The following is a 956-nucleotide window of genomic DNA, read 5'->3' as shown; positions in this document are numbered from 1 at the left end:
TCAGCCAGTCGATCAGCGGCTACACGCGGACAAAAAGCCTAGTCCGGCACGATGTCCTCAACTGGTATGACTTTTACGTTGAACTGCCGGTTCGCTTGGGGGATGTGGTGTTCGACGACATCCCGCCGTTCATCACCAGCACGCTAACAATCTCGGTCGACAACCCCGGCGGCAATGCGGCAATCGGCGGCGCCTACATCGGCAAATCGCGCACGATCGGTCAGACCCAATGGGAGTTCGACGGGGGCATCCTCAGTTACTCCGGCACCAGCACCGACAAATTCGGCAATACCTCGCTGCTGAAGCGCGCCAGCGCCAAGCGCATCAACTTCCCGGTTCGCATTCCTGACGGCTTCGAGAGTGAAGCCTTCCGCCTCCTGAGCCTCTACATGGATACCGAAATGGTTTTCATCGGCTGGTCTGACTGCGCAATGACGATCATCTACGGATACCTGGGGCAGTGGAGCGTTCCTATCTCCAAGTCAGGCAAGAACGCTCAAATCGAAGTGAAAGGACTCTCATGACAGCTCAGATTTCGCAGGTAATCACCGGATTGCCGACCGCGCCGGATTTCAATACTGACACGCCGGAAGTATTTAGCCTGAAGGCGGTCGCATCGGTCCTGGCGCAGCAGGGCTTGCCGCCGGAGATCAACGCGTTCGCAGCCCAGGCCAATGTTGTTGCGGTCGATGTCAACGCGAATGCGCAAATCGCCACGGCAGCCAAGATTGCAGCAGAAGCGGCGGTCGCAATCGCGCAGAATGCCGCGGCGGTGGCGCAGTCCACTACCGGCGCGACGACCTACGTTCCGAATCAGGCGTACAGCCTGAATCAAAGCGTGATTTCGCCGCTCGACCAGAAGGTGTACCGCAAGCGCACGGCCACCAGTTCGAGCGCCGCCGACCCCAAAGACGATCCGACGAACTGGCTGAATGTGCAGGGCGAAGCGCTGCCTC

The 956-nt window shown here is 59.3% G+C and carries 1 protein-coding gene and 1 pseudogene; both read left to right on the top strand.

Features of this window, described 5'->3' with window-relative positions; all coding sequences use genetic code 11:
* On the top strand, positions 1 to 524 hold a 524-nt coding region (locus tag CR105_RS28640), incomplete at its 5' end, for a hypothetical protein (protein WP_180288340.1).
* Between the two features lie 29 nt (positions 525 to 553).
* Positions 554 to 956, top strand: a pseudogene (locus CR105_RS27450) (hypothetical protein); the annotation flags it as partial.

This window comes from Massilia eurypsychrophila (assembly GCF_002760655.1).
Taxonomy (GTDB): Bacteria; Pseudomonadota; Gammaproteobacteria; order Burkholderiales; family Burkholderiaceae_D; genus JAFCUW01.
Note: the sequence above shows the minus strand (reverse complement) of the source record. Positions and strands in the feature narration are given on the sequence as shown.